The following is a 26,070-nucleotide window of genomic DNA, read 5'->3' as shown; positions in this document are numbered from 1 at the left end:
CGCCGGAACTTGATTCGGATGACCCGGATTCCCGAAATGATTCTGTTTGGGCTGATCCAGCCAATCATGTTCGTGGTGCTGTTCACGTACGTGTTCGGCGGTTCCATGCAGATCGGCAACAGCGCCGATCTGGACGTCTACAAGAACTTCCTGATGGCGGGCATCTTCGCGCAGACCGTCACGTTCGCCACCGCCAGCTCCGGTGCGGGCATCGCCGACGACATGCACAAGGGGCTCATCGACCGGTTCCGCTCGCTGCCCATGGCGCGCGGCGCAGTGCTGACCGGACGTACCGTTGCGGATCTCGTGCAGACGGCCTTGACGCTGTTCGTCCTCGCGATCGTCGCGTTGCTCGTGGGTTGGCGCCCTGGCTCCGTGGAGCCGACCAACTTCGGGAAGATCTTGGGCGGCTTCGGCCTGCTGCTTCTTCTGGGGTACGCCTTCACGTGGATCGGCGCGCTGATCGGCCTGTCGGTGCGCACACCGGAGGCGGCCACCTCCGGTGGACTGATCTGGCTCTTCCCGGTGACCTTCATCTCGAACGCGTTCGTGGACTCCAGCAAGATGACCCCGTGGCTGCGTCACATCGCTGAGTGGAACCCGTTCAGCGCGACCGTTCAGGCGTGCCGCAAGCTCTTCGGCGACCCAGGCCTGTCCCCGTCCGACGCCTGGCCGATGCAGCACCCCGTGTGGGCGTCGCTGATCTACTCGATCCTGATCATCGTCGTCTTCCGCACGCTCGCGGTCCGCAAGTACCGCCGGGCGACCAGTTGATGGCTCCGCTTTCCCTGAGCTGCCTTGCCGGCATGCCGCTCTGAGGCCCCTCTCGATTGGGAGGGGCCTCAGGGCTGTCCGCGTCAGTTCTGGCAGCCGCAGTCGGATGTGGTCTTGGCCTCTGTGACGGTGACGCCGGGGTCGGTGGAGGCCTCGGCGGGTGTGCAGCAGGCGTTGATGCCGCAGCAAGCATCGGCCGAACCGGTCGTCTGTGATGCCTGCGTCTCGGTCTCGGGCTTGGTGGCGCGGACGATGGCGGAGTGCATGCCGTCGGCCACGGGGTGCGTGGGGGTGATCTCGACGTTCACGAACCCCGCCGCCTCTAGGCCTTCGCGGTACTCGGTGAACGACAGGGCCCCCGCGATGCAACCGACGTAGTCGCCGCGCTCCGCGCGCTGCTGGGGTGTCAGGGTGTCGTCGGCGACCACGTCCGAGACGCCGATGCGGCCGTTGGGCGCCAGGACACGGAACGTCTCGGCGAAAACTGCCGCCTTGTCGGTCGACAGGTTGATCACACAGTTGGAGATCACCACGTCGATGGTGCCCGCGGGGAGCGGGATCGCCTCGATGGTGCCCTTGAGGAACTCCACGTTCGTCGCACCGGCCTTCGCGGCGTTGGTGAGGGCCAGGGCGAGCATCTCGTCGGTCATGTCGAGGCCGTACGCCTTGCCCGTGGGGCCGACGCGGCGGGCGGAAAGCAGGACGTCGATCCCGCCGCCGGAGCCGAGGTCGAGGACGCGTTCGCCTTCGTGGAGATCGGCCACGGCGGTCGGGTTGCCGCAGCCCAGTGAGGCGGCGACGGCCTCGGCGGGCAGGGCGTCGCGTTCGTCGGCCGCGTAGAGGGTGGAGCCGAAGTTCTCGTCGACCTCGACCGGCTGCGGTCCGCAACACGCGGTGCCGCCCTCGGTCACCTTCACGGCTGCGGCGGCGTACCGCCGGCGGACGGTCTCACGCAGTTCGGTGGACTGCTCGCTCATGACTCACTCCTGGATGACGGGGCACGGCAGGCCCCGGAACGGCTTGTATTGACGTTCATTGATGTAACCTTGCGCCGTGCATCGAAAAACGTCAACATAGAGGCATGTCGAAACAAGAGCTTGAGGTGATCAGCCAGGACGCGGACGGCGCCTGCTGCCAGGGACTGGCCTCGGCCCCGCTGACCGAGGACCGGGCCGTCGAACTGGCAAAGGTCTTCAAGGCGCTGGGTGACCCGGTCCGGCTGCGGCTGCTCTCGATGATCGCCTCGCGGGAGGGCGGCGAGGTGTGCGTATGCGAGCTGACGCCCGCGTTCGAGCTGTCGCAACCGACGATCTCCCACCACCTCAAGCTGTTGCGGCAGGCCGGACTCATCGACTGCGAGCGTCGTGGGACCTGGGTCTACTACTGGGTACTGCCCGGCGTGCTGGACCGGCTGGGCGCGTTCCTGACCACTCCTGAGCCCGCCGCGGTGACCGCGTGAGCGCTTCGCTCGGTCGGCGCGCGGCGGCCGAGCTGGTCGGGACGGCCGCGCTGGTCGCGGTGGTGGTCGGCTCGGGCATCCAGGCGACGGAGCTGTCCCGGGACGTCGGCGTCCAGCTGCTCGCGAATTCGCTCGCCACCGTCTTCGGCCTGGCCGTGCTGATCACGCTGTTCGGGCCGGTGTCGGGGGTCCACTTCAACCCGGCCGTCACCTTGGCCGCCTGGTTCACGGGGCGCAAAAGCGGCGACGGAATGACCGCACGCGAGGTAGCCGTGTACGTCCCCGCCCAGACCCTGGGCGCGATCGGCGGTGCGGTGCTGGCTGATGCGATGTTCGCCGAACCGTTGGTGAAGTGGTCCACGCACGATCGCTCCGCCGGCCATCTGTGGCTGGGCGAGATCGTGGCCACGGCCGGGCTCATCCTGCTGGTCTTCGGCCTGACCCGGACCGATCGTGCCCACCTCGCGTCAGCTGCGGTGGCGTCCTACATCGGGGCCGCGTACTGGTTCACGTCCTCCACGTCGTTCGCGAACCCGGCGGTGACGGTCGGCCGGGCCTTCACCGACACGTTCGCGGGGATCGCCCCGGCTTCCGTCGCCCCGTTCATCGCCGCGCAGCTGGTCGGTGCCGCCGTCGGCCTGGGGCTGTTGGCGGCGGTGTTCGGCCGACCGGCGCCCGCCGAGACAGACGTCGTCGTCCCTCAGGGCGAGACCGAACTCGCTCCGTCCGCCCCCTGAGCCCATCTCCTCCCCAGAAAGACACCTGCCATGAGCACTGCCACCCCGCGCCCGTCCGTGCTGTTCGTCTGCGTCCACAACGCCGGACGGTCCCAGATGGCCGCCGCGTTCCTCACCCACCTCGCGGGCGACCGGGTCGAAGTCCGCTCAGCGGGCTCCACTCCCGCCGACACGGTCAACCCGGCGGTCGTCGACGCGATGAAGGAAGTCGGCATCGACATCTCCGCCGAGACTCCGAAGGTGCTGACCGTGGAAGCGGTGCAGGCATCCGACGTCGTGATCACCATGGGGTGCGGCGACACGTGCCCGGTCTTCCCCGGTAAGCGGTACCTGGACTGGCAACTCGACGACCCCGCTGGGCAGGGCGTCGACGCGGTCCGGCCGACCCGCGACGAGATCGAACAGCGCATCCGTGGCTTGCTGACGGAGCTGGATGGTTGATCCGGCTCGCGTATGACGATGCCCCCGGCGCGCGGCCGGGGGCATCGTCATAGGGGCTGCTCGAGGCTCAGCCCTTGTAGGGCTCGGCCTTGAGGATCTTCACCGAGGCGAGCTTGCCGTTGGGCAGCTCGTACTGGGCGTCCTCGCCGATCTTCTTGCCGTTCACGCCGGAGCCCAGGGGGGACTGGGGCGAGTAGGTCTCGATGTCGGCGCTGGCGTACTCGCGCGAGGCGAGCAGGAAGTCCAGCGTGTCGTCCTCGTCGCCGTCGAAGGCGATGGTGACGACCATGCCGGGGGCGACCATGCCGTCCGCCGCGGGAGCCTCGCCCACCTTGGCGTTCTCCAGGAGCTGGGTCAGCTGGCGCACACGGAGCTCCTGCTTGCCCTGCTCTTCCTTGGCCGCGTGGTACCCGCCGTTCTCGCGCAGGTCGCCCTCCTCGCGCGCGGCCGCGATCTTGGCGGCGATCTCCGTGCGCGCAGGACCAGACAGGTAGTCCAGCTCGGCCCTGAGCTGGTTGTACGCCTCCTGGGTCAGCCAGGTGACGTTCTCGCTGGTCTGGGTCACAGGTGCTCCTCGTAGGTACTGGGAATACAAAGCATCGCCCTACCCAGAAGGATGTGCTTTCACGGGTGGGCGAAACCACGAGCCTAACAATTCCGCGGCAGAAGGGGGAGGACATAAGGCATCAGAATTCCGTCAACGCAGGTCAGCGCGTACGCGTCAAGAGTGATGCCGGGGACGGCGGCGGGTGGAGTCAGTCGGCGTGGCAGCCGAGCAGCTCCGCCGTGCCGCCGCGGGCGGTGGTACGGATCGTGACGACCTTGTCGATGCGGGAGGAGTCCTGGTCGAAACGGAAGTCCGCGCGGCCCACCTCGCTGCCGTTGTCGGCCTGCGAGCGCAGGGTGCAGTAGCCGTGGGCGCCCGAGTCCTTGCGCACCTCCAGATGCACCTCGACCGCGTTGTCCGAGACGGCCTTGAAGGTGATCACCTCGGCGCTGATCTTGTTCGAGAAGACGTAGTAGTACGCGAACCAGCCCATCAGGATGAGCAGAGCCACGCCCAGCACACTGCCGATGACCTTGAGTTTCCGGTCCGCGCGCTCGTCCTCGGAGCGGCCGTAGCGACCCTCGGGCAACTGCGTGCTCGCCGTGCTCATGATCGTCCTCTCGGGGAGGGGGTCCCGGAATTATTCGCCCCCCGATTCCGTCACTATAGAAGCCGCCCATCACGCCGAAACACGCCGGGCGCCGACTTGCCGACTGGCCGACTGGCCGACTTACTGAGGATCGAGTCTTGACTGACCAGCTGCGACTGATGGCCGTGCACGCCCACCCCGACGACGAGTCGAGCAAGGGCGCGGCCACGATGGCGAAGTACGTGTCCGAGGGGGTGGACGTGCTGGTCGTGACCTGCACGGGCGGGGAGCGCGGCTCCATCCTCAACCCGAAGCTGCAGGGCGACAAGTACATCGAGGAGCACATCCACGAGGTACGCAAGAAGGAGATGGACGAGGCCCGCGAGATCCTCGGCATCAAGCAGGAGTGGCTCGGATTCGTGGACTCCGGCCTTCCGGAGGGCGACCCGCTGCCGCCGCTGCCCGAGGGCTGCTTCGCGCTCGAGGACGTGGACAAGGCGGCCGGAGAGCTGGTCCGGCAGATCCGCTCGTTCCGTCCGCAGGTGATCACCACGTACGACGAGAACGGTGGTTATCCGCACCCCGACCACATCATGACCCACAAGATCTCGATGGTGGCGTTCGAGGGGGCGACGGACACCGAGAAGTACCCGGAGTCCGAGTACGGCCAGGCGTTCCAGCCGCAGAAGCTCTACTACAACCAGGGCTTCAACCGCCCGCGCACCGAGGCATTGCACAACGCCCTCCTTGAGCGCGGTCTGGAGTCGCCGTACGGGGACTGGCTGAAGCGGTGGTCGGAGTTCGAGCGCACCGAGCGCACGCTGACCACGCATGTTCCGTGCGCGGAGTTCTTCGAGATCCGTGACAAGGCGCTGATCGCGCACGCCACGCAGATCGACCCGGACGGCGGCTGGTTCAAGGTCCCCATGGAGATCCAGAAGGAGGTCTGGCCGACCGAGGAGTACGAGCTCGCCACCTCTTTGGTCGACACTTCCCTCCCCGAGGACGACCTCTTCGCGGGCATCCGCGACAATGCCTGACATGAGCGCAAGCCTGGCACTGACGCACCTCGTCCCCCTCGCCAAGGAGGTCGACGAGAACAAGGTCACCCCCGGCGTCCTCGGCTTCATCGTCTTCGCGGCGTTGGCCCTGGCGGTGTGGGGCCTGATGAAGTCCATGAACCGGCACATGGGGAAGGTCACCTTCGAGGAGGACCCGGAGCAGCCCAAGAAGGGCGTTGCGGCCTCCGGCAAGGGGAGCGGCCCCGGTGCCGGTCCCGGCGGGAAGGCCTCGCCCGCCAAGGGCTGAGGGCTCAGGGCCGAGGGCGGTGTGCGGGCTCCGGTCGCGGGTGGCCGGAGTGCGTACCCACGGCACCGCCCGCCCCTGCGGTCCTACAGCGGTCCTACGGTGGCCCGCTCCAGCCTGCTGTCCATGCCGCACTGCAGGGCGTACGCGAGGCCGAGCGGGTTGCTCCACGCGTCGGCGAAGTGCCGGGCGAGCCCGTGGACGATCTCGCCCGCGGTCTCCCGCCCGCCGAGGTAGCGGGTGATGTACGCGTGGGCGTACTCGGCGGCGAACAGCCGTGGCATCTCGATCTGCGGCCCCAGCACCCCGCCCGCACCCGCCTCGATGAGCGCGCCGCCCAGGCGTGCCGGCTCGGCGTCGGCGGGCAGCCCGGCGTAACAGGCGTTGAGGAACACCAGGGGACGCCGCGGGAGCGGGGGTTCGGCGACGCCGCGGGAGCGAGGGTTCGGCGACGCCGCGCTCGGCGAGGACCGTACGGACGTCGATGTCCTTGTGGTCGCTCAGCCGTACGGCGAACAGCGGGGCGCTGTCGTCGGGGACGGGTCTGAAGTGCCCGTGGCACCAGAAGTACATCAGCTGCTCGTCGAGCCCGCCGGAGCGCAGGGCGCCCAGCAGTTCGTCGCACCGGGTGCGTTCGACGCGGACGGTGCCGGTGGCGAGGGCGCTCTCGACCTCGGCGGCCCGGGTGGCGCCCTCCGGGTTGATGCCCTGGTCGTGATTGAGGCTCACCACCGGTAACGGGGGCGGCAGCCGGGCGTGCTCGTCGTCGACGGGGACCGGGAGGGCGGGGAGGGCCGGGGGGTCCGGGAGGTTCGGGTGGTGGCCACCGGTCTGCTCGATCTGGTGCCGGTAGCCGAGGAAACGGCGGAAGGCGTCGCCGACGGGGCCGCCGGGCCCGCTCGCGGTGTCCTCGGGCAGCGCGAGCATCGGCCAGGGCAGGACCAGGTCGGAGTCGACGCGGACGCGCAACGGCTCCTCGCGGCTCAGCGCGCCGGTCAGGATCTCGCCGAAGCGCCGGGTGCCCTGGCCGCCGTCGCCGAGCAGTTCCCCGTACAGCAGATGGGAGCCCTGACGGGCGAGCTCGTCGAGGATCCCGCGCAGCTCCTCCCGGGGCTCGGCGGTGAGATCCGGGCAGGTGGCGTACGGGAAGTAGGGGCGGCCCCCGACCGGGATCCCGCGTCCGTCGACGGGCTGGAAGTCGACCAGCTCCCGTTTCCACAGCGCCCGCAGATGCGCCGCGGCGGCGGTGACGGCGGCCGGCTTCACATTCAGCTTCAGCGCGTGCTCGGTCGCGGACGGGGGCCCCGCCGGGCCGTACAGCCGGGCCCTGATGTGGTCGTCGGCGTGGGCGTCGAGGGCGAGGACCAGGTCCGGGTGGCGGACGGTGGGGTCCGGGCGGCGGGTGAAGCCGCGGCTGGGGTCCTGGACGACCTGGGTGAGAAGTTCGCGGGCCATCGGGCTCAGGCCCTCCGTGCGGATGCGGGGCGGGGCGCGGGCGCGGTGGGCCGGTGCGGCCTCGGATCGGACGGGACCAGGACCACGTCGATCTCGGCCTCGACCTGCTGGAGGACGGTCCCGGTGGCGGGATCCTCGAGGGTGAAACGCAGCCGGTGCGAGCCGGGGCGGTGCGGGGTGAAGCGGAACTCCGCTCCGTGGGACTCCGAGCCGTAGGACTTCGCACCGACGACGGGGACGGCGTACGCGGGGTCGATCTCCGCGTGGCCGAGGGGGGTCGCGCGGGCCGTGAGCGGGGGAAGCGGGGCGGTGGACCACGGATGCGCGGGCCCGGGCACGACCTGGAGGGCGATACGGGCGGGCACGTCCGGGACGGGCGCCTCGTCGAGCAGGGTCAGCCGGACGTGGGCCCTGAAGTCGTCCGGGCGGTCGCGGTCGCCGGGGTGCGGGGAGCCGGGGCGGGGGAAGTCGGGGCGGGGGTCGGGCTGGGTGTCGCGGGCGGCGCGCGGGATCAGCGGATCGCCTGCCTCGGTCCACTCGACCGCGTCCAGCAGGGCGGCGGGGTAGCGGCAGGCCAGTTCGTACGGCGGCTCGCCGTCCGGGGGCGGTCCCGCTTCGGCGAGGTCCACCCAGGCCTCGCCCGCCTCGTCGCCGATCCCATGGAACACATGGCGGATCTCGGCCGCCCAGTCGCCGTTCAGGAAGCGGCGGGCGGGGGAGCGGAGCGCGTACTCGCGCATGGTCCAGGCCCGCCCGTGCGGGCAGTCCGCCTCTTCGAAGAGCGCCAAGGCCCTCTCGAACAGCCGGTCCGCCTCGCGCTGACGTTCATCCGTCCCGTCCGTCCCGTCAGTCCCGTCCGCGCCGTCCGGCCCGTCCGCACGGGTCAGGGTCAGCGCGTGGTGGTGCAGTGTCCAGGCCGTCCCGAGCCGGTCGGAGACCTCATGGAAGCGGCGTAGGACGTCCGTGAACTCCTGCTGCCAGGGGAAGCCGGGCTCGTCCGCCCGCGCCACGGTCCACCACAGGTGCGCCCAGGCGGCGCCGCGCCGGTCGCCCGCGCGCTCGTGCAGCCGACGCGCCTCGGCGAGGGCTTCCGGGGCCGGGGTGCCCGACCGAGTGGCCAGCCGCGCGAGTTCGCCGCTCGCCCACGCCACGCCCCGCGCCTCCCCGACCGCCCGGAACGCCTCCCGCGCGGAGTGCAGCAGTCTCCGCGCGTCCTCGGCCCGGCCGCGTAATCGGCACATCCGCCCGTACAGGAAGACGGTCCACGCCTCGCCGTGCCGGTCGCCGCCGACCTGGTGGGCCTCCACGGCTCGCCTCAGCAGCGGTCCTGCCGCGCGCGGATCTCCCCGGTCGCAGTGCACGGCGGCCCGGGTGAGCAGCGCCCGGCCGTCGGCGCGCCGGTCGGAGGGGAGGGCGCGGAGGTGCTGGTCGGCCTCGCCGAGACGACCCCCGCGGTGGGCGGTGACGGCCCGTTCGAGGAGGACCGTGTGGTTGTCGAGGGCGTGGGCCGACGGTGGAGCGGCGCCCTCCTGGGCGTCCGCCGAGCCCACCAGCAGGAAGGACTCCGACTCGGCGAAGACACTGATCAGGCCGGCGAGAAGGGACCCGTCCGCCGTCCCGGTGGGGATTGCGTCCACCGTGCCGCTGGGGATTGCGTCCATCGTCCCGGCCGGGACTCCGTCCACCACCACGACGCAGGGATGCGCGACGAACGCGCCCCGGCAGGCCTCGACGACGCGGTCCGCCGCCTCGCCCGGCGTCCGCACGGCCGGTTCGGCGAGCGCCTCCCGGGCTGCCTCCCCGCACGCCTCCAACAGGCGTGACAGCACGACCTCGGACGACCACTCCCCGGAGTCCGCCGCCACCCGTACGCGGTACACCGGAAGCCCCGCCTCGTCCGCGACCTCTCGCGCGAGTACGTCGAGAAACGCGGACCGGTCCGAGCGGGGCCCGCCGGTCACCACCAGGACCCGCCTGGCCGCCAACTCCCTTCGCGCCGCGCCGAGTTCGTGAGTGCGCCCGACGAACGACACCGAAGTCCCCCTCGTACCCCACCATCACCACCGCGCTAGCGCGCCGCGGTCACCGGCACCCCCATGACCTCCCGGGCATGCCGGTTCGGCACCATTCTCAGGCGCCAAGCCTGCCATCCCGCGTCCAGGTCGACCCCCCGTTCCAGCAAGAGCTGGTACGCCTCCACGTAGTCGTCGAGTTTTCCGTCGCGCAGCGGATGGCCGGTGCGGGAGAGCTGCGCCAGTTCCTCCTGGGCGACGGCGCTGCCCACTTCGAGGCCGCCCGGGGAGGCGTACGGCAGAAGGGTGCACCTCAGGAACCTGGCCCAGTCCTCGCCGCGCCGGTCGCCGTACGAGGCGAACAGGCCCGCCGCCTCGTCGCACAGGGCGAGGGCCCCCGGCGTACGGGCGTTGCCGGCGTCGACCACCGCGAGCTCCAGGCAGGTCCACGCCTCGCCGTGCGCCACGCTGATGCGCTGGAAGTCGGCGCGCGCGTCCACCAGGAGCTGGCGGGCGAAGCCCGAGTTGCGCAGGGAACCGGTCTGAGCGGCCCGTTGGTCGCGGGTCACGCGCGCCGAGTGATGGCGGGCGCAGGCGAGCCCGTACACGTCCCGCATCCGGGAGAACATCGTGCGGGAGCGCTCGAGTTCACGGACCGCCTGGTCGAGATTGCCGGTCTCCTCCAGGGCCTGGCCCAGGTAATAGATCGTCCATGCCTCGCCGCGCGCGTCCTCGTTCTCCCGGTGCCGGGAGACCGCCTGGCGCAGACCGTCGACCGCGGTGGAGGGGTCGCCGTCGACGAGGCGGGCGCGGGCGAGCTGGGTCAGGGCCCAGGCCTCGCCTCGGGCGTCGCGTGTACGGCCGTACAGGTCGAGGGCGTCACGCAGTTCCCGTTCCGCGCGCGGCACGTCGCCCATCCGCAGGCCGAGCTGGCCGAGCTGGAAGTGGGCCCACGCCTCGCCGTGCACGGACTCGCCCTCGCGGTGCAGGACCAGGGCCTCGGTGAGCAGGTTCAGGGCGAGGGCGACATGGCCCCGGTCGCGCTCCACGGCGGCCAGCGCGTGCATCGTCCAGGCGCGGTCCGTCGCCAGCTCGGGGGAGGCCTGCAGGTCCATGGCCTCCTGGAGCTTGGCGGCCGCGTCGGTGAGGTTGCCCTGGTGGTGGAGGGTGATGCCCAGGGAACCCAGGGCCCGGGCCGCGCCTGCGTCGTGGTGCGCCTCGAAGTAGAGGTTCACCACGGAGGACAGGGTGGTGTGGGCCTTGTCCAGTTCGCCGAGCTGGCGGGCCGCGATGCCGGTGCGCCACTGCACCGAGCGCACCAGCAGGCCCTGGTCGACGGCCTGCGTCAACTCGCTGATCTCGCCCAGGCGGTAGAGGTCGCCGCGCAGCAGGCAGTAGTCGCACAGGGCGCCGAGCAGGTTCAGTACGGCCGCTTGGTTCACGCCTTCCGCCTGGCGCAGGGCCGCCGTGATGAAGCTCGACTCGTCGTCCAGCCAGCGCAGGGCAGCGTCGAGGGAGGTGAAGCCGTGCGGTCCGAACTGATCCGCCCGGGTCGACGTCTTGCCGTCGACCAGGCGGATCACCGAGTCGGCCAGCTCCGCGTAGTTCACGATCAGGCGCTCCTGCGCCGCCGTCCGCTCGGCCGGCTCCTCCTCGTCCAGCAGCCGTGCCTGGGCGAAGGCCCGGACGAGGTCGTGCAGCCGGTAGCGGCTGCCGCGGACGTGGTCGATCAGGCCCGCCTGGGCGAGCGCGGTCAGGTGGCGGGTGGCCTCCTGCTCGTCCGTCGCCAGCAGGGAGGCCGCCGCGGCGGCGCCGAGCGAGGCGCGGCCCGCCAGCGCCAGCCGGCGCAGCAGTCGCCGCGCCGTGTCGGTCTGGTCCGTGTAGCGCAGCCACAGCACTCGCTCGACCGGCTCCACGGGGCCGTACGCGCCGAGGTCGGAGGCCAGTTGGCGCGGGGTGCGCGGGCCGAGGGAGGAGCCCGCGATGCGCAGGGCGAGGGGGAGACTGCCGCACAGCTCCCGCACCTGGTCGCAGGCTTCGGCGTCGTACGGGTCCGGCTTCTCCTGGGCCACCGCGTTCAGCAGTTCCTCGGCGCCCGCCGCGTCCAGCGCCTCGACCGGGAGCTGGTGCACCCAGGCGGGGAGGTCGGCGGGCAGGTCGAGCGGTTTGCGGGCCGTGACCAGGACCAGGCTCTCCGAGCGCTCGGGGACCAGGGTGCGGACCTGCTCGGCGTCGCTCGCGTCATTGAGCACGATCGTGACCGGCAAGCCCGTCAGGTGCTGGTGGTACAGCTCGCTGAGGCGTCTGACCTGCTGGTCCTGCGAGGAACGCTCACGGAAGAGGAGCTGCTCGCGGGGCGCGCCGAGCCGGTTGAGGAGGTGGAGCATGGCGTCGCGGGTGGTGAGGGGCGGCTCCTCGGTGCTGTCGCCGCGCAGGTCCACCACGCACGCACCGCGGAACTGGTCCTTCAGGCTGTGCGCCGCCCGGATCGCGAGGGTGCTGCGGCCGGAGCCGGGGGCGCCGTGCAGGACGACCACGGTCGGCTTCGTCTCGGTGCTGGCGCGGGCCGCGTGCACCCACTGCGCCACCCGGGACAGCTCGGTCCGGCGCCCGGTGAACGGGTCGGCCGGCTCGGGAAGCTGCCCGAACGACTGCTCCAGTACGTTGCGTCTGCGCGCGGCGGCGCTCTTGTCGGTGCGCCGCAGCTGGGGCGCGCCCTGTTTCGCACCCGCGGAGGCGATGATGACCCGCTGCTGGTCGAGGAAGGGCCGGATGCCCCGTACCTCCAGCGCCGTCAGCCACTGGAGCCGCAACTGTTCCGGACCGCCCGGCTGGCCCAGGGCTCCCGCCCGGCGACTCGCGGCGGGCACGTGCGAGGCGGTCACCTTGAGCACGGTGGCCGCCGCGCCCACCACGGCGACGGTCGCCCCCGCGCCGACGGCCGTGCCGGCGCCCGTACCCAGCGCCAGGTCCGCCGCGCAGGCGGCGACGGCGGCAACCACCGCCACCAGCAGGGGAGTTCCGGCGCCCTCGCGGGCGTACCGCTGCCCGAACGTCAGCTGTCCGGCATCCGCCTCGTCCAGAGCGCGGGTGTACGCCCCGTACTCGTCGGCGGCCGCCTCAGCCATGGTGTCGAGCGCGGCGCGGGCCCGCGAGAGCAACACGGCTCCGTCGCTGCGCCCGCCCGAGCGCCGCACCTCTTCCTCCACGGCCCGGGCCAACAGCCGCTCGGCTTCCGCCCGATGGCCTTCCCGCATGTCACGTCCCCCTCCAGCGGCAACTCCTTTGATTTCCAGTGTCCTTCGTGGGGGGCGTGAGCGCGAGGGCGCGACGCGATCAATGGGTGGTTGCGCCCGGCGCGTCAGGGGCCGGGTACTGCGGCAGGATGGACCCATGCCGAACCGACTGGCCCATGAGACGTCCCCCTACCTGCTCCAGCACGCCGACAACCCCGTCGACTGGTGGCCCTGGTCGGCCGAGGCCTTCGAAGAGGCCCGTGAGCGGGGCGTGCCCGTGCTGCTCAGCGTCGGCTATTCGTCTTGTCATTGGTGCCATGTCCTCGCACGGGAAAGTTTCGAAGACGAACAAATCGCGGCGTACATGAATGCTCACTTTGTGAACATCAAGGTCGACCGCGAAGAGCGGCCCGACGTCGACGCCGTCTACATGGAGGCCGTGCAGGCCGCCACGGGGCAGGGCGGGTGGCCCATGACCGTGTTTCTCACGCCGGATGCGGAGCCCTTCTACTTCGGGACGTACTTCCCGCCCGCCCCCCGGCACGGGATGCCGTCGTTCCGGCAGGTGCTGGAGGGGGTGCGCGGGGCCTGGACCGATCGGCGGGACGAGGTCGCCGAGGTCGCGGGGAAGATCGTGCGGGATCTCGCTGGGCGGGAGATGAGTTTCGGGGACGATCGGGTGCCGGGGGAGGAGGAGCTGGCGGGGGCGCTGCTCGGGCTCACCCGGGAGTACGACGCCTCGCGCGGCGGCTTCGGGGGCGCGCCCAAGTTCCCGCCGTCCATGGTGATCGAGTTCCTGTTGCGGCACCACGCCCGGACCGGTTCCGAGGGTGCTCTCCAGATGGCGCAGGACACCTGTGAGCGGATGGCGCGGGGCGGGATCTACGACCAGTTGGGTGGGGGGTTCGCACGGTACTCCGTTGATCGTGAGTGGGTGGTGCCCCACTTCGAGAAGATGCTCTACGACAACGCCCTGCTCTGCCGCGTCTACGCGCACCTCTGGCGTTCCACCGGCTCCGAGCTCGCCCGTCGCGTCGCCCTTGAGACCGCCGACTTCATGGTGAGTGAACTGCGCACCAACGAGGGCGGGTTCGCTTCCGCGCTCGATGCCGACAGCGATGACGGGACGGGCAAGCACGTCGAGGGCGCGTATTACGTGTGGACCCCGCAGCAGCTCCGCGAGGTTCTTGGTGAGCAGGACGCCGAACTGGCCGTGCGGTACTACGGGGTGACAGAGGAGGGGACCTTCGAAGAGGGGGCCTCCGTGCTGCAACTGCCGCAGCAGGACGAGGTGTTTGACGCGGAGAGGGTGGCAGGCATTCGCCGTCGGCTGCTCGCCGCGCGGGCCGGGCGGCCCGCTCCCGGGCGCGATGACAAGGTCGTCGCCGCCTGGAACGGGCTCGCCGTCGCCGCCCTCGCGGAGACCGGCGCCTACTTCGACCGTCCCGACCTCGTGGACGCCGCGATCGCCGCCGCGGATCTCCTCGTACGGCTGCACATGGACGACCGCGCACGGCTGTCCCGTACCAGCAAGGACGGGCAAGTCGGGGCCAACGCGGGGGTGTTGGAGGATTACGCGGATGTCGCCGAGGGGTTCCTCGCGCTGGCCTCCGTCACCGGGGAGGGGGTGTGGCTGGAATTCGCCGGCTTCCTGCTGGACCAGGTGATCGTGCAGTTCGCCGATCCCGAGTCCGGGGCGCTGTACGACACCGCGGCCGACGCCGAGCGGCTCATCCGCCGGCCTCAGGACCCCACCGACAACGCCACGCCTTCCGGCTGGAGCGCGGCCGCCGGCGCCCTGCTGAGCTATGCCGCCCAGACCGGCGCCGCACCCCATCGGACCGCCGCCGAAAGGGCGTTGGGCGTCGTGAAGGCGCTCGGACCGCGCGCTCCCCGTTTCATCGGCTGGGGGCTCGCGGTGGCGGAGGCGCTGCTCGACGGGCCGCGCGAGGTCGCGGTCGTGGGGCCCGACGGGCATCCCATGACAACGGCCCTGCACCGGACGGCGCTGCTCGGTACCGCGCCGGGTGCCGTGGTCGCCGTAGGCGCTCCGGAGAGTGACGAGCTGCCGCTTCTCGTCGATCGCCCCCTCGTCCAGGGCGAACCGGCCGCGTACGTCTGCCGTAACTTCACTTGTGACGCCCCGACGACCGATCCCGACCGGCTTCGCACGGCTCTGAGCGGCTGAAACACAGATCATCAGCCTGCTCATCAACTGGTTGAAACGCGACGACTGTTCGAATTGTTCAGCAAATGATCCGACTGTGATGAAACACGCTCTTCACCAGAACAGCCTGTGCGCTTCACAGTTCACCCATAGTCTCTGCATCGTGACGCGGCGGATGTGACACTTCGTCGCGACTGGGGGTTTTGGGATCTGGGGGGATCTGTTGCTCACGTCTGTCTTTATTGCTGCCGTTTCACTGGCCTTGTTCTGGATGGCGGCGTTCACTCTCTGGTGGCAGATGCACGCGTGGCGCACGCCCGAGGTGCTGGCGTCCACCCGGTTCAGCAGACCGGACGGCGATGACCGGCTGGCGTTCTCGCTGCTGCTGCCGGCCCGCCACGAGCAGGCCGTGCTCGACCACACCATCCAGCGGCTGCTGGAGTCGAGCCACACCGACTTCGAGATCATCGTGATCGTGGGGCACGACGATCCGGAGACCGCCGAGGTCGCCCGGCGGGCCGCGGCCCGCGACGAGCGGGTGCGGGTCGTCGTCGACCACCACGAGAAGAAGAACAAGCCGAAGGCCATGAACACGGCGCTGCCGCACTGCCGCGGCGACGTCGTCGGGGTCTTCGACGCCGAGGACCAGGTCCATCCGGAGCTGCTCGCCCATGTCGACCACGCGTTCCGCACGACGGGTGCGGACGTCGTCCAGGGCGGGGTCCAGCTCATCAACTTCAACTCCAGCTGGTACAGCCTGCGCAACTGCCTCGAGTACTTCTTCTGGTTCCGCTCGCGGCTGCACCTGCATGCGCAAAAAGGTTTCATCCCGCTCGGCGGCAACACCGTCTTCGTACGGACGGACGTACTGCGGGAAGCGGACGGCTGGGACCCCGAGTGCCTCGCCGAAGACTGCGACCTGGGTGTACGGCTCTCCAGCGTCGGCAAGAAGGTCGTCGTCGCCTACGACTCCGACATGGTGACCCGGGAGGAGACCCCGGGCAGCCTGGTTTCGCTGATGAAGCAGCGCACCCGCTGGAACCAGGGCTTCCTGCAGGTCTACCGCAAGAAGGACTGGAAGCAACTGCCGGGCTTCGGGCAGCGATTGCTCGCCCGCTACACGCTCATGACGCCGTATCTGCAGGCCGTCTCCGGGGTGGTCATCCCGCTCAACGTGGCCATCGCGCTCTTCCTCGACGTCCCCGTCGGGATCGCCTTCATCACCTTCCTGCCGGCCGTGACCGCCCTGGTCACCTTCGTCTTCGAGCTCGTCGGACTGCACGACTTCGGCAAGCAGTACGGGCTCCGCGTCCGGTTCGTCCACTACCTGAAGCTCGTGGTCGGTGGCCCCTTCTATCAGGTGCTTCTCGCCGGTGCGGCCGTCCGTGCCGTCTGGCGTGAGCAAAGGGGCCGCAACGACTGGGAGTTGACCAGTCATGTCGGTGCGCACCTCGCCGAGGCCGAAGCGACCCACTAGGGCCTGAGGCCACCCGCCCGACGTCCCGTCCGGCGGGATGGCCTTGGTTCCGCATGCCCTGGTGCCGCAGGCCTTGGGCCCGAACATCCAGAAACGTACCGAAAGTCCCGAGAGGACCTTCCCGCGTGACCTCGACACTTCCCGCGGTGACCACGTCCACGGTCCCCGCGACGCGCCCCGACGCGCCCGACATCGTCCACGACCACCCGCCGCTCCAGCGGCTGCGCACCTCGCGCACCGACCTGCTGCTGTGCGGCGTCCTGCTGCTGGCGATCATCGCCGTGCAGGGCTGGAACATCACCGACTACCCGACCCTCAGCGACGACGAGGGCACCTATCTCGCCCAGGCGTGGGCCGTGCAGCAGAGCAAGGGCCTCGCGCACTACACGTACTGGTACGACCACCCCCCGCTGGGCTGGATCCAGATAGCCGCACTGACCTGGATCCCCGCCCACATCAGCCCCTCGCTGATGACGGTCGGTTCGATGCGGGTCGCGATGCTCGCCGTCAGCGCCGTCAGCGCGGTCCTCCTGTACGTCCTCGCCCGCCGTCTCTCGCTGCCGCGCTGGGCGGCGGGCCTCGCGATGGTGCTCTTCGGGCTCTCGCCGCTGTCGGTGGTGCTCCAGCGCGAGATCTTCCTCGACAACATCGCGGTGATGTGGACGCTGCTCGCGTTCTGCCTGGCCGCGTCCCCGAGCCGCCACCTGTGGCACCACTTCGGGGCGGGCATCGCGGCCGCGGCCGCCGTGCTCACCAAGGAGACGATGCTCGTCGTCCTGCCCGCGCTCCTGGTCACCATGTGGCGCCACGGCCACCGCGACACCCGCAAGTTCGCCCTCACCGGAGCCATCACCGCCTGCGCCCTGATCGGCCTCGCGTATCCGCTGTTCGCCCTGCTCAAGGGCGAGTTGTTCCCGGGCGCGGGCCATGTCTCGCTCTGGGACGGCATCACGTACCAGATGAGCCGGCCCGGCTCCGGCTTCATCCTCGACCCCGGCTCCGGCTCGTACGGCGTGCTGCACTCATGGCTCTACTACGACCGGGTGCTGATCATCGGCGGTCTCGCCGGAGCGCTGCTGCTCCTGGCCACCTGGCGCTGGTCCGTCACCGCCCGGGCCCTCGCCGGACCCGCGCTCACCGTGGCGATCCTCGCCCTGGTGGCGCTGCGCCCCAGCGGCTATCTGCCCGCGATGTACGCCATCCAGGCGCTGCCGTTCCTCGCGCTGGTCCTCGCGGGAGGCACCGCCAGCCTCGCCCATCTGGTGCTGCGCAGATGGCGGAGCGAGGCGGAGAAGTCGTACGTCACCTGGGGACGGCGGGTGACGGCGGCCGCGCTCGTGGCGGTCGCCGCGCTCTACGTCCTGCCCCGCTGGTACGACGGCGACCACACCGCCGTGACCGCCGACGCCAACGCCCCCTACCGGGCGGCGGCCACCTGGTTGAAGACCGAGGTCCAGAACCCGGCCGACACCCGGGTCCTGGTCGACGACGCCCTCTGGCTCGACCTCGTGCACGACGGCTACCGGCCCGGGCTCGGCGTCATCTGGTTCTACAAGGCGGACCTCGACCCCGCGGTCACCAAGACGATGCCGCGCGGCTGGAGGGACATCGACTACGTCGTCGCCTCCCCGACGGTGCGGCGCGACGCGGTCGACCTGCCCAACGTCAAGGCGGCCATCGAGCACTCGACGCCGGTCGCCACCTTCGGCGAGGGCGCGGACCGGATCGAGATCCGGCAGATCGACGACAGCACGGGAAACACCATGACGACGGCGACGTCCGGAGGCGGTCGATGAGCAGCTTCGAGAGCACTGTCCCCGGGGAGCTCGGCGATCCGGCCGTACGCGCCGCCACCGCGAGTGAGCCGGAGCGGCGCGCCGGTGTCGAGAGGGCATGGGGGTCCCCCCGCTCATGGGGGTCCCCCCGCTCGAGCGAAGTCGAGAGTGGGGGAGAAGCCGAGAGTGGGGGAGCGCGGAGGCCCGAAGGGTTGAGCACGATCGCCCTCTCGACACCGGCTGGAGCGCCCCGGAGGCGAGCCGAGCGCGAAAACGCAGTTCCCGAACCCGGCGCCGTCACCATCGTCGTCCCGACCTTCAACGAGTCCGCGAACATCCGCGAACTGCTGCACCGGATCACCGAGTCGGTGCCCTCCCGGCTGCCCTGCGAGGTCGTCTTCGTGGACGACTCCACGGACGACACCCCCGAGGTGATCTCCCGGGAGGCGCAGGACTGCCCGTTCCCGGTGACCGTGCTGCACCGGGAGGAACCCGTGGGCGGGCTCGGCGGCGCCGTCGTCGAGGGGCTGAAGGCGGCGAGCTCCGACTGGATCGTCGTCATGGACGGCGATCTCCAGCATCCGCCGTCCCTGATACCGGAGTTGGTGGCGTCCGGGGAGCGGTCCGCCGCCGGGCTCGTCGTCGCCAGCCGGTACATCAAGGGCGGCAGCCGCGAGGGCCTCGCGGGCGGCTACCGCATCGCCGTCTCACGCGGCGCGACCTGGCTGACCAAGACGCTCTTCCCGCGCAGACTGCGCGGCATCAGCGACCCGATGAGCGGCTTCTTCGCGATCCGCCGCAGCGCGGTCACCGCCGACGTCCTCCAGCCGCTCGGCTACAAGATCCTCCTCGAACTCGCCGTGCGCAGCCGCCCCCGCCAGGTCACCGAGGTGCCCTTCGTCTTCCAGGACCGGTTCGCCGGCGAGTCCAAGTCGACCGCGCAGGAGGGCTTCCGGTTCCTGCGTCATCTCGTCGGGCTGCGCACCGCCTCGCCGGTCGCCCGGATGGTGGTCTTCGGCCTGATCGGCGCCACCGGCTTCCTGCCGAACCTCCTCGGCCTGTACGCGCTCACCGCCGCCGGCATGCACTACGTCCCGGCCGAGATCCTCGCCAACCAGCTCGGCGTCGCCTGGAACTTCCTGCTGATCGAGCACCTGCTGTTCCGCGAGCGCCGCAAACACCGCACCTGGTGGGACCGGGTGGGCCGGTTCGCGCTGCTCGCCAACGCCGACCTGGTGCTGCGCATCCCGCTGATCGCCCTGTTCGTCCGCCACTTCGGGATGGGCGCCCTGTCCGCCACCGCGCTCGCCCTGGTGACGACCTTCGTCCTGCGCTTCGTGGGCACCGAGGCGCTGGTCTACCTGCCGCGCCGCAGCAATGAGGCCCCGGGCGGGAGCCGCACAACAAGGAGAGCCGCGTGAAACACCTGGCACGACCCAGACGGAGAACCTCACTGCTGGCCGTGGCGGGCCTGGCCGCCGGGCTGCTGCTCGTCTCGCCGCAGCCCGCCTCCGCCGCCAACCTCGTCACCAACCCGGGTTTCGAGACCGGCGGCACGGACGGCATGCCGTACTGCTGGGAGAAGTCCGGCTGGGGCGACAACGACTTCACCTTCTCCACCGTCGCCGACTCCCACTCCGGCTCCAAGGCCATGAAGGTCACGCTGACCCGGCGCGTCGACGGCGACCGCAAGGCCCTGATCACGGAGTCCGCGACCTGCGCGCCGGTCGTCACCGCGGGCAAGCAGTACGACCTCGGGCTCTGGTACAAGACGACGACGCCCGACGCCTCGATCACCCTCTTCCGGCACGACACCACGGCGGGCTGGCAGTACTGGACCGACCTCAAGACGCTGGACATGGCGGCGGGCTGGACGCAGGCGAGCGTGCGTACGCCCGCGGTCCCGGCCGGTACCGACCGCATCACCTGGGGCGTCTCGGTGTACGGCACCGGCTCGGCGACCACCGACGACTACACGATGGAACAGGTCTCCGACCCGATCCCGCCGGCCACCTGCACCGCCACCACCGACGAGTGCGCCAACGGCCGCTGGGACGTGCTGCCCACACAGAACCCGGTGCGCTCCATGCACTCCGTCGTCCTCAACAACGGCAAGGTGCTGCTGATCGCCGGCTCCGGCAACAGCGAGGAGAACTTCGACGCGGGCACGTTCACCAGCGCGGTCTACGACCCGGTGAACGGCACGTACAAGGTGATCCCCACGCCGAAGGACATGTTCTGCTCCGGTCACGTCCAGCTCGCCGACGGGCGGGTACTGGTGATGAGCGGCAACAAGGCGTTCCCGGTCGCCGGCGGACACGGCTACGAGGGGTACAAGGACTCGTACATTTTCGACCCGGTCACCGAGACCTACAGCAAGACGAACGACCTGAACGACGGCCACTGGTATCCGTCGGCCACCGAACTCGGCAACGGTGACGTCATCTCGTTCGGCGGGCTGCGCGAGGACTCCACCGGCTCGGTGACGGCCGAGCGCTGGTCGGCGGCGCAGCAGCAGTGGCTGCCGTTCACGCAGGTCAACCAGACGTGGTCGTACTGGGGTCTGTATCCGTCGATGATCCTGATGCAGGACGGGCGGCTCTTCTACTCGGGCAGCCATGTCTTCGGCAACGGTACGCCGGGCACGGGCTCGGCGATCTACGACTATGCCGCGAACACCGTCACGGCGATCTCCGGGCTCCAGAGCAAGGACGAGCGCGACCAGTCCGCGAGCGTGCTGCTGCCCCCGGCCCAGGACCAGAAGGTGCTGACGCTCGGCGGCGGCAACATCGACTCCAACCCGGAGGCGAACCGGCTCACCGACATCATCGACCTGAAGGCCGCGAACCCGGCGTACACCGTCGGCCCGCGGATCCCGCAGGGCACGGTCGACCTCGGCAACGGCAAGGTCGCCGAGACCGGCGACCAGGGCAAGATGTACGTCTCCGCTGTCCTCCTGCCGGACGGCAAGGTGCTGGAGACGGGCGGTGGCCTGCACAACCGCGCCAACCCCGTCTTCGAGGCGTCGATGTTCGACCCGGCGACCTCCACCTTCGACCCGGTGGTCGCCGACCCCGAGGCCCGCGGCTACCACTCCTCCGCCTTCCTGCTGCCCGACGGCCGGGTGATGGCCACCGGCGACAACCCGGGCAACGGCACCTGGAACCACAACGTGTCCATCTACACCCCGCCCTACCTCCTCAAGGGCACCCGCCCGACGATCACCTCGGTGATCGACAACGAGTGGGTGTACGGGGACACGCAGCGCATCACGGTCGACCGGCCCATCGTGAAGGCCGAGCTGATCCGCCCGGCCGCGGTGACGCACTCCTCCGACCCGAACCAGCGTTTCGTGGACCTGCCGCTGTCGGTGGACGGCAACAACGTCGACCTGAACGTGACGAGCAACCCCAACATGGCCCCGCCCGGCTGGTACATGCTCTTCGCGGTCGACGCCAACGGAGTGCCCTCGGTCGCCAAGTGGGTGCACCTCCAGGGCCCCGCCGCCCTGGCCACGGACACCGCCTCGGCACACGTCCACTCCTTCGCCGACTCCCTGGAGGGCACGGTCACCAAGGGCGGCAAGAAGCGGACCTCACAGAAGGTCAGCACCACGATCTCCGGCTGCGACCGGCACTACGGCACGATCAACGTCTGCGTGCCGACCGTCTTCCCGGACGGCGTCAAGACGACGACGGCCGCGCGCTGCGCCTGGCTGAAGACGAACGACTACGGCCGCCTGAAGGTCAACGGCAAGGACGACCCACTGGGTCTCGATCCCAACAGGGACGGGCTGGCCTGCGGCCCCAAGGATCTCAGGCGTCGCTAGGGCCTGTCCGGCGGATCATGCCGGAGACGCGGGGTCTGGCACGCCCATCTGCGGCGTTGTCGTCGGTTGCCGACGCTCCGCGTCGACGCCCTCCTCCGCCTTGCAGCTGGACGCACCAGACCCCGCTCACCTGCGCTTATGAGGCGCCGTTACTTTCCTCCGACCTGATCCGCCGGACAGGCCCTAGGCGTCTGGCTTCCGAACTCGGCGAGGGCGCGCGCCACGATGGCTTCCAGGTCGTCGTGGTGCGCGCCTTTCCAGTAGGCGCGCCCGCACTCCTCGCACTGCGCGAACACGTCGTAGGACCGCTCGGTGCCGCCCTCCAGCTGGTCCACGACCTGCTCCTTGGTGGCCTCCTTGAGCAGGCCGTTGCAGGCGGTGCAGCGCGTCCATGGCCGCAGCTCGGGTGCGAACCGGCCCAGCACGTCACGGAGTTGGTCATCGGGCCGGGTGCTGTAGATGAACGCGCCCGCCCACAGCTCGCGGCGGCGCAGCAGCCCCCGGTCGCGGCTGAGCATCACGCGCCGTTCGGCGGCGGAGCGGGCGGCGAGGGCCGGGTCGCCGATGTCCGTCGACTCGTACGCCGTGTCGACCCCGAGGAGACGCAGCCGGCGCGCGAGGGTGCCGAGGTGGACGTCGAGGAGGAAGCGGAGCGGGGCACCGGGCACCCGCTGTGGGCGTTCGACCGCCCGTACGTCGACGCTCTCGCCAGCCGCGGGGATGTGCGAGACGGGCACCTCGCCGCCGTCCACGACGAGAGCGCCCACCTCGGTCAGCGGGACGCCGAGCGACTCGACGACATGCCCGAGGGTGGAGGAGCCGTCGGTGACGATCGCCGTGGCGCCCGAACGCCGCCGGTGCGGGACGAAGAGCCCCAGCTCGGGGGCGAAGGCGACATGGATCTCCGGTCCGTTCACCGGGTCAGGATGTCATGCCGGAGAGCCCTGGCCTCAGGGGTTTTCGGTGGAGAGGCCGTGTTCCAGGACGTCCATCGTGCGGTCCACCAGGTCCTTGAAGTCGTCCCGGTGGTCGTTCTCCGCCCAGTACAGGGACGTCTCCATCAGGCCGCCGATGATCGCCATCGCGTAGACCCGCACCTCCAGGCTGTCCGGGTCCCGGCCGGTGCGTTCGCCGATGGCCTGGCAGAGCATGTTGCCGGTGACCGACATGCTCTCCATCATCCGCGAGCGCACCGCCGGGACCTGGACCATCAGATGGGTCCGCAGCCGGGACACCTCGGGGTCGTCCTTGATGCCGAGCCGGATAGCCTTCTGCATCACGTACCTGAGGGTGTTCATCCATGGTTCGTCCTTGGGCCGGGCCCGCAGCTCCTCCATGATGAGCGGGTCGAACTCGTCCGTGAGGACGATGTCCTCCTTGGTGGGGAAGTAGCGGAAGACGGTCGACGGCGACACCTCGGCGCGCTCGGCGATCTGCTCGATCGTCGTCGCGTCGTACCCCTGTTCCCTGACGAGTGCGTACGTCGCAGTGCGGATCGCCTCGCGGGTCTTGATCTTCTTCCGCTCGCGGAGTCCCAGCTGAGGGGGGTCGGCGGGGCTGAAGGGGGAGGGTGCGGCCGTCATGTTGCTCATTGTCCGGCATCCGCCACGACGGTTGCCATGGCCGGGTCCGCGTCCTCCTTCGTGGCGTGCGTGACCGGGGTGTTCGGCAGGAACGCCGCGGCCAGCAGGGCGGTGACGAGGGCCGCGACGCCGCACACCAGCAGGACCAGGCCCATGCCGTGGACGTACGCGCTGTTCGCGGAGGCCACGAGGTCGGCCGAGCCCGCCTTCTGGGCGACGATATGGGCCGCGACCACGGACTCCCCGGCGGTGTCGGCCGCCTTCGCGGGCAGAGCGGTGACGTCGAGGCGGTCCCGGAAGGTGCTCGCCAGCAGGCTGCCGAGGAGGGCGATGCCGATCGCGCTGCCGACCTGGCGCGTCGTCATGAGGAGCCCGGAGCCGCTGCCGGCCCGGTCGCGGGGCAGGGCGCCGAGGGCGCCGTCCATCGCGGGGACGACCGAGAAACCGAAGCCGAAGCCGGTGATGGACAGCCACAGCGCGGTGAAGCCGTAGCCCGAGTCGACCGTCGTACGGCTGCCGAGCAGCGCGGCGAAGGCCAGTACCACCAGTCCCGCGCTGACCACCGCGCGGGAACCGAACCGGGCGACGACCGGCTGTGCGGCCCGGGCCGCGATGATCAGACCGCCCATCATGGGCAGCAGCCGCAGGCCGGTGCCGAAGGCGTCGTGGCCGAGCACCGCCTGGAGATACGGCGGCAGCACGAACAGCAGGCCGGACAGGACGAACATCACCAGGGTCGCCGCGATCGTGTTGAACAGGAACCCGCGCTGGGTGAGCAGCGACATGTCGAGCATGGGGCGTTCCACGCGCCGCTCGCGCAGCACCAGGGCGGCGATCAGAACGGCGGCCCCAGCGAGCATGCCCACGATCAGCGGGTCACCCCAGCCGCGGCCGGGCGCCTCGATGATCGCGTAGATGAGGGCCCCGAGGCCTGCCGCGGTGAGCGCGGTGGAGAGGGTGTCGACCTTGGGGGAGGCGGGGTCGCGGGTCTCGGGCAGCAGGAAGACGCAGGCGGCGATGCCGATCGCGGCCATCGGGACGTTGACCAGGAAGACCGAGCCCCACCAGAAGTGGTTGAGCAGCCAGCCGCCGATGATCGGGCCGAGCGGCAGACCGAGCGACGAGGCGGCGGAGATGATGCCGACGGCCTTGGTGCGCTCGTCGGGTCCGAAGAGCGAGGGCAGCACGGACAGGGCGAGCGGCATGACCAGCGCGGCGCCGAGGCCCATCACCGTGCGGGCCGCGATGACCCAGTTCACGTCGCCGGCCAGGGAGCCCATCACGGAACCGGCGAGGAAGATCCCGAGTCCGACGACCAGCATCCGCCGTCGTCCGAACCGGTCGCCGAGCAGCCCCGCCGGGAGCATCAGCGCGGCGAAGACGATCACGTACGCGTCCGCCATCCACTGCTGCTGGCCGGTGGTGGCGCCGAGTTCGCCCGCCATCGTCGGCAGGGCGACGTTGAGGATCGTCGTGTCGAAGCCGAGCGTGAGCATGCTCGCGACCAGGGCCCCGAGGGCCCACCAACGATGGGGGTCCCCCCGCTCGAACGAAGTTGAGAGTGGGGGAGGGTCGCGCCGTACGCCATCGTCCTGAGTGACAGTAACCATGAAATGAGAGTAACTATCAAAAGATTGTTGATGTCAATGGGGGTGTACTGTCAGGGCGCACGAAAATGGCCACGGCTCGTGAGCCGTGGCCATGAAGAGAGGAGGGGGGTGCGTTACCCGTGCTGGTACGCCACCAGTGAGATGCCCACGTAGTGCACGATGAACGCCGCGAGGGTCAGGGAGTGGAAGACCTCGTGGAAGCCGAACCAGCTGGGTGAGGGGTTGGGGCGCTTGATCCCGTAGATCACACCGCCCGCGCTGTAGAGCAGTCCGCCGACGATCACCAGGACCAGGACGGCGATCCCGCCCGTGCGCATGAAGTCCGGGAGGAAGAAGACGGCCGCCCAGCCCATCGCGATGTAGCAGGGGGTGTAGAGCCAGCGCGGAGCGCCGACCCAGAACACCCGGAAGATGATGCCCGCCGCCGCGGCGGCCCAGATGCTCCACAGGAGCCACTGCCCCTTGGCGCCCGGGAGCAGCAGCATCGTCAGCGGTGTGTAGGTGCCCGCGATGATCAGGAAGATGTTGGCGTGGTCGAGCCTGCGCAGCACGCCGTCCATTCGCGGGCTCCAGTTGCCGCGGTGGTAGAGCGCGCTCACTCCGAACAGGAGGCAGGCCGTCAGGACGAAGATCCCGCAGGCGATGCGGGCGCGGGTGGAACTGGCCAGGGCGGTGAGCACCAGACCGGAGATCAGGACGGCCGGGAACATGCCGAGGTGCAGCCAGCCGCGGAGCTTGGGCTTGACCGGGTGCGACGGGGAGGACGCTGCGGGGCTGCGGCCTGCGGCCGGCGAGTCCGTGGGCGCGTCGGGGACGGGCGCAGTCATAGGCGGAATCCTACCTACGGAACCGTAAGTTACGTGTCAGTACGACGCACTGAACAGCCAAGAGTGGCCATGTTCTCACGAGCGTGGCGCAATGCGGCTTCCGCGCAAAAAAACCTTCAGCTGAACCCAACGTGTACGCAAAGAATCGCGGATACACGTGGCAATGGTCACTCCGCTCACGTGTGCGGCCCTCTGGACATATGGGCGAACCCGTCGGATGATCAAATGAGTGCGGTCGGCACCGGAT

General features: G+C 70.3%; 22 protein-coding genes. 12 read left to right on the top strand and 10 right to left on the bottom strand.

Translation table 11 applies throughout. The features are described from left to right. Positions 1–18 precede the first annotated feature (18 nt). Positions 19–774, top strand: a complete 756-nt coding sequence (locus OG819_RS07575; protein ID WP_266634633.1) for an ABC transporter permease — start codon at positions 19–21, stop codon at positions 772–774. 83 nt (positions 775–857) lie between these two features. Here OG819_RS07575 and arsM read toward each other — a convergent pair whose 3' ends face one another. Continuing rightward, entirely contained in the window at positions 858–1,751 is an 894-nt protein-coding gene (gene arsM / locus OG819_RS07570) for an arsenite methyltransferase (protein ID WP_266648586.1), read from the bottom strand. Between the two features lie 104 nt (positions 1,752–1,855). Here arsM and OG819_RS07565 point away from each other — a divergent pair, with 104 nt between their 5' ends. From OG819_RS07565 to OG819_RS07555, 3 genes are read left to right on the top strand one after another with little or no spacing between them, the layout of a single operon-like run. After that, complete coding sequence (locus OG819_RS07565; RefSeq protein ID WP_266628047.1) at positions 1,856–2,233, top strand: helix-turn-helix transcriptional regulator; 378 nt, start codon at positions 1,856–1,858, stop codon at positions 2,231–2,233. Continuing rightward, the gene (locus OG819_RS07560) at positions 2,230–2,970 is read left to right on the top strand and encodes an MIP/aquaporin family protein (RefSeq protein WP_266648584.1); all 741 of its coding nucleotides are present in this window, start codon (positions 2,230–2,232) and stop codon (positions 2,968–2,970) included. The genes OG819_RS07565 and OG819_RS07560 overlap by 4 nt, the downstream gene beginning before the upstream one ends. 30 nt (positions 2,971–3,000) lie before the next feature. Continuing rightward, positions 3,001–3,411 carry an arsenate reductase ArsC gene (locus OG819_RS07555; protein WP_266648583.1) on the top strand — a complete coding sequence of 137 codons (411 nt, stop codon included), beginning with the start codon at positions 3,001–3,003 and terminating at the stop codon, positions 3,409–3,411. Positions 3,412–3,478: 67 nt separating this feature from the next. On the opposite strand, the gene greA is transcribed toward OG819_RS07555, so the two are convergent. Further along, positions 3,479–3,976, bottom strand: coding sequence for a transcription elongation factor GreA (gene greA / locus OG819_RS07550; RefSeq protein WP_054234773.1), 498 nt, complete (start codon positions 3,974–3,976; stop codon positions 3,479–3,481). Positions 3,977–4,166: 190 nt separating this feature from the next. Next, entirely contained in the window at positions 4,167–4,568 is a 402-nt protein-coding gene (locus OG819_RS07545) for a DUF4307 domain-containing protein (RefSeq protein ID WP_266648582.1), read from the bottom strand. A 158-nt stretch (positions 4,569–4,726) separates the two neighbouring features. Here OG819_RS07545 and mca point away from each other — a divergent pair, with 158 nt between their 5' ends. Both mca and OG819_RS07535 read left to right on the top strand, forming a co-directional pair. Further along, a complete protein-coding gene (mca, locus tag OG819_RS07540) occupies positions 4,727–5,587 on the top strand; it encodes a mycothiol conjugate amidase Mca (protein WP_266634635.1) in 861 nt (286 codons plus the stop codon). A 1-nt stretch (position 5,588) separates the two neighbouring features. Continuing rightward, a complete protein-coding gene (locus OG819_RS07535) occupies positions 5,589–5,855 on the top strand; it encodes a hypothetical protein (protein WP_266436553.1) in 267 nt (88 codons plus the stop codon). Between the two features lie 83 nt (positions 5,856–5,938). Here OG819_RS07535 and OG819_RS07530 read toward each other — a convergent pair whose 3' ends face one another. Beyond that, complete coding sequence (locus tag OG819_RS07530; protein WP_266648581.1) at positions 5,939–6,247, bottom strand: hypothetical protein; 309 nt, start codon at positions 6,245–6,247, stop codon at positions 5,939–5,941. On the opposite strand from OG819_RS07530, the gene OG819_RS07525 reads away from it, so the two are divergent. Next, positions 6,237–6,590, top strand: a complete 354-nt coding sequence (locus OG819_RS07525; protein ID WP_266648580.1) for a hypothetical protein — start codon at positions 6,237–6,239, stop codon at positions 6,588–6,590. The two genes, OG819_RS07530 and OG819_RS07525, sit on opposite strands and share 11 nt — an antisense overlap. Before the next feature lie 722 nt (positions 6,591–7,312). Here the strand turns inward: OG819_RS07525 and OG819_RS07520 are convergent. Continuing rightward, a complete protein-coding gene (locus OG819_RS07520; protein WP_266648578.1) occupies positions 7,313–9,340 on the bottom strand; it encodes a tetratricopeptide repeat protein in 2,028 nt (675 codons plus the stop codon). A gap of 35 nt (positions 9,341–9,375) precedes the next feature. Beyond that, positions 9,376–12,576 carry an NB-ARC domain-containing protein gene (locus tag OG819_RS07515; RefSeq protein ID WP_266648577.1) on the bottom strand — a complete coding sequence of 1,067 codons (3,201 nt, stop codon included), beginning with the start codon at positions 12,574–12,576 and terminating at the stop codon, positions 9,376–9,378. A gap of 136 nt (positions 12,577–12,712) precedes the next feature. Between OG819_RS07515 and OG819_RS07510 the strand changes: the two genes are divergently transcribed. From OG819_RS07510 to OG819_RS07490, 5 genes are all read left to right on the top strand, one after another. Continuing rightward, on the top strand, positions 12,713–14,743 hold the full coding sequence (locus OG819_RS07510; protein WP_266648576.1) for a thioredoxin domain-containing protein: 2,031 nt from the start codon (positions 12,713–12,715) through the stop codon (positions 14,741–14,743). Positions 14,744–14,945: 202 nt separating this feature from the next. Beyond that, a complete protein-coding gene (locus OG819_RS07505; RefSeq protein ID WP_266436543.1) occupies positions 14,946–16,199 on the top strand; it encodes a glycosyltransferase in 1,254 nt (417 codons plus the stop codon). Positions 16,200–16,324: 125 nt separating this feature from the next. Further along, complete coding sequence (locus tag OG819_RS07500; RefSeq protein WP_266648575.1) at positions 16,325–17,995, top strand: phospholipid carrier-dependent glycosyltransferase; 1,671 nt, start codon at positions 16,325–16,327, stop codon at positions 17,993–17,995. Between the two features lie 200 nt (positions 17,996–18,195). After that, on the top strand, positions 18,196–19,395 hold the full coding sequence (locus OG819_RS07495; protein WP_266652605.1) for a glycosyltransferase family 2 protein: 1,200 nt from the start codon (positions 18,196–18,198) through the stop codon (positions 19,393–19,395). Between the two features lie 5 nt (positions 19,396–19,400). Beyond that, entirely contained in the window at positions 19,401–21,803 is a 2,403-nt protein-coding gene (locus OG819_RS07490; RefSeq protein ID WP_266652603.1) for a galactose oxidase early set domain-containing protein, read from the top strand. Positions 21,804–21,952: 149 nt separating this feature from the next. Here the strand turns inward: OG819_RS07490 and OG819_RS07485 are convergent, their stop codons facing one another. The 4 genes from OG819_RS07485 to OG819_RS07470 all read right to left on the bottom strand — a co-directional run bounded on the left by OG819_RS07485 (position 21,953) and on the right by OG819_RS07470 (position 25,823). After that, positions 21,953–22,720, bottom strand: a complete 768-nt coding sequence (locus OG819_RS07485; protein WP_266648574.1) for a Mut7-C RNAse domain-containing protein — start codon at positions 22,718–22,720, stop codon at positions 21,953–21,955. 33 nt (positions 22,721–22,753) lie between these two features. Next, positions 22,754–23,395 (bottom strand): TetR/AcrR family transcriptional regulator, encoded by a 642-nt coding sequence (locus OG819_RS07480; RefSeq protein WP_266436535.1) that lies wholly within the window; start codon positions 23,393–23,395, stop codon positions 22,754–22,756. After that, positions 23,392–24,996, bottom strand: coding sequence for an MFS transporter (locus tag OG819_RS07475; protein WP_266648573.1), 1,605 nt, complete (start codon positions 24,994–24,996; stop codon positions 23,392–23,394). Before OG819_RS07475 ends, OG819_RS07480 begins: the two co-directional genes overlap by 4 nt. A gap of 113 nt (positions 24,997–25,109) precedes the next feature. Beyond that, the gene (locus OG819_RS07470; protein WP_266628077.1) at positions 25,110–25,823 is read right to left on the bottom strand and encodes a hemolysin III family protein; all 714 of its coding nucleotides are present in this window, start codon (positions 25,821–25,823) and stop codon (positions 25,110–25,112) included. Positions 25,824–26,070 lie beyond the last annotated feature (247 nt).

Source organism: Streptomyces sp. NBC_01549, from assembly GCF_026339955.1.
Taxonomy (GTDB): domain Bacteria; phylum Actinomycetota; class Actinomycetes; order Streptomycetales; family Streptomycetaceae; genus Streptomyces.
The sequence above is the reverse complement of the archived record's forward strand: the minus strand, read 5'-3'. Positions and strand labels throughout refer to the sequence as shown.

Coding starts and splice junctions, on each gene's coding strand:
- OG819_RS07510 (WP_266648576.1), top strand. CDS start 12,713: ATGCCGAACCGACTGGCCCATGAGACGTCCCCCTACCTGCTCCAGCAC.
- OG819_RS07475 (WP_266648573.1), bottom strand. CDS start 24,996: ATGGTTACTGTCACTCAGGACGATGGCGTACGGCGCGACCCTCCCCCA.
- OG819_RS07565 (WP_266628047.1), top strand. CDS start 1,856: ATGTCGAAACAAGAGCTTGAGGTGATCAGCCAGGACGCGGACGGCGCC.
- OG819_RS07575 (WP_266634633.1), top strand. CDS start 19: ATGACCCGGATTCCCGAAATGATTCTGTTTGGGCTGATCCAGCCAATC.
- OG819_RS07545 (WP_266648582.1), bottom strand. CDS start 4,568: ATGAGCACGGCGAGCACGCAGTTGCCCGAGGGTCGCTACGGCCGCTCC.
- arsM (WP_266648586.1), bottom strand. CDS start 1,751: ATGAGCGAGCAGTCCACCGAACTGCGTGAGACCGTCCGCCGGCGGTAC.
- mca (WP_266634635.1), top strand. CDS start 4,727: ATGGCCGTGCACGCCCACCCCGACGACGAGTCGAGCAAGGGCGCGGCC.
- OG819_RS07470 (WP_266628077.1), bottom strand. CDS start 25,823: ATGACTGCGCCCGTCCCCGACGCGCCCACGGACTCGCCGGCCGCAGGC.
- OG819_RS07515 (WP_266648577.1), bottom strand. CDS start 12,576: ATGCGGGAAGGCCATCGGGCGGAAGCCGAGCGGCTGTTGGCCCGGGCC.
- OG819_RS07480 (WP_266436535.1), bottom strand. CDS start 23,395: ATGAGCAACATGACGGCCGCACCCTCCCCCTTCAGCCCCGCCGACCCC.
- OG819_RS07535 (WP_266436553.1), top strand. CDS start 5,589: ATGAGCGCAAGCCTGGCACTGACGCACCTCGTCCCCCTCGCCAAGGAG.
- OG819_RS07555 (WP_266648583.1), top strand. CDS start 3,001: ATGAGCACTGCCACCCCGCGCCCGTCCGTGCTGTTCGTCTGCGTCCAC.